This is a genomic window from Methylobacterium nigriterrae (genome assembly GCF_037106235.1).
GTDB classification, from domain to species: Bacteria; Pseudomonadota; Alphaproteobacteria; order Rhizobiales; family Beijerinckiaceae; genus Methylobacterium; species Methylobacterium nigriterrae.
In genome coordinates this window covers 1-1,017 of the sequence record NZ_JBAWTG010000413.1, presented here as the reverse complement: position 1 = coordinate 1,017, position 1,017 = coordinate 1, and the positions used below count along the sequence as shown (strand labels likewise).

Here is a 1,017-nt window from a genome sequence, read left to right as displayed (position 1 = left end):
TGTCTGGTGGTGGAACGTTGTTGGGATCAGGTGCGTTGGGCAATCGAGGAGCATGCCTGGCGCTTTGACGGCGTCCGTCGCCGCGTCTCCCGCCGGAGGGCCCGCTGATGCTCGCCATCCATCCGAATGCCCGCACCACGCCCGCTGTCCGCGCCGAGATCGCCCGCTCGCAGGAGAGCTCCGGCGTGCTGGCGAGCCGCTACGGCGTCTCCACCGAGACCATCCGCAAATGGCGCAAGCGTGGACCCGCCGACTGCCAGGATCGCTCGGCGCGGCCCCACAAGCTGCCCTGGAAAGCCAGCGAGGAGGAGCGCGCCATCGTCTGTGCGCTCCGCCGCGCCACCGGCTTTCCGCTCGACGATCTCACCTTCATCGTCAGCCACTTCCTGCCACACCTGAACCGGGATGCCGTTTACCGCATCCTCAAGGCTGAAGGCCTCAACCGGCTCCCGCTGGCTGACCGCTCCCGGCGCGCACATGCTGACTTCAAGGACTACGAGGTCGGCTTCGTGCACATGGACGTGAAGCACCTGCCCAAGCTGCAGGACCGCGGCGGCCAGACCCGCAAGCGCTATCTCTACGTCGCCATCGACCGCGCCTCGCGCTACGTGCACTTGGCGGTCAAAGACAGCGAGACCACCGCATCCGCTGTCGCCTTCCTGGAGGAGGCGCTCGCGGCCTTTCCCTTCCGGGTCACGCACCTGCTGAGCGACCGCGGCTCCTGCTTCACGGCCGACGGCTTCGAGCGCGCCTGTGAGCGGTGCGGCGTGCAGCACCGCAAGACGAAACCTTACACGCCGCGCACCAACGGAATGGTGGAGCGCTTCAACGGGCGTGTTCAGCGCGAGGTGCTGGGCGTCACGCTCTACAGCCACGAGGATCTCGAGACGCTGCTGACTGGCTTCAACGTCGCCTACAACGGCCGTCGTCAGCGTGTGCTGAAGGGCCGATCACCCGACAGGGTCCTGCGTGAGCGGCTGAAGGCGAACCCCGAACTCGCCAAGCCCGTTACCAAAC

General features: G+C 67.1%; 1 protein-coding gene. It reads left to right on the top strand.

The window, feature by feature from the left end:
- Positions 1–107 precede the first annotated feature (107 nt).
- A partial coding sequence (locus tag WDW90_RS37465; protein ID WP_336492781.1) for an IS481 family transposase occupies positions 108–1,017 on the top strand: 910 nt, incomplete at its 3' end.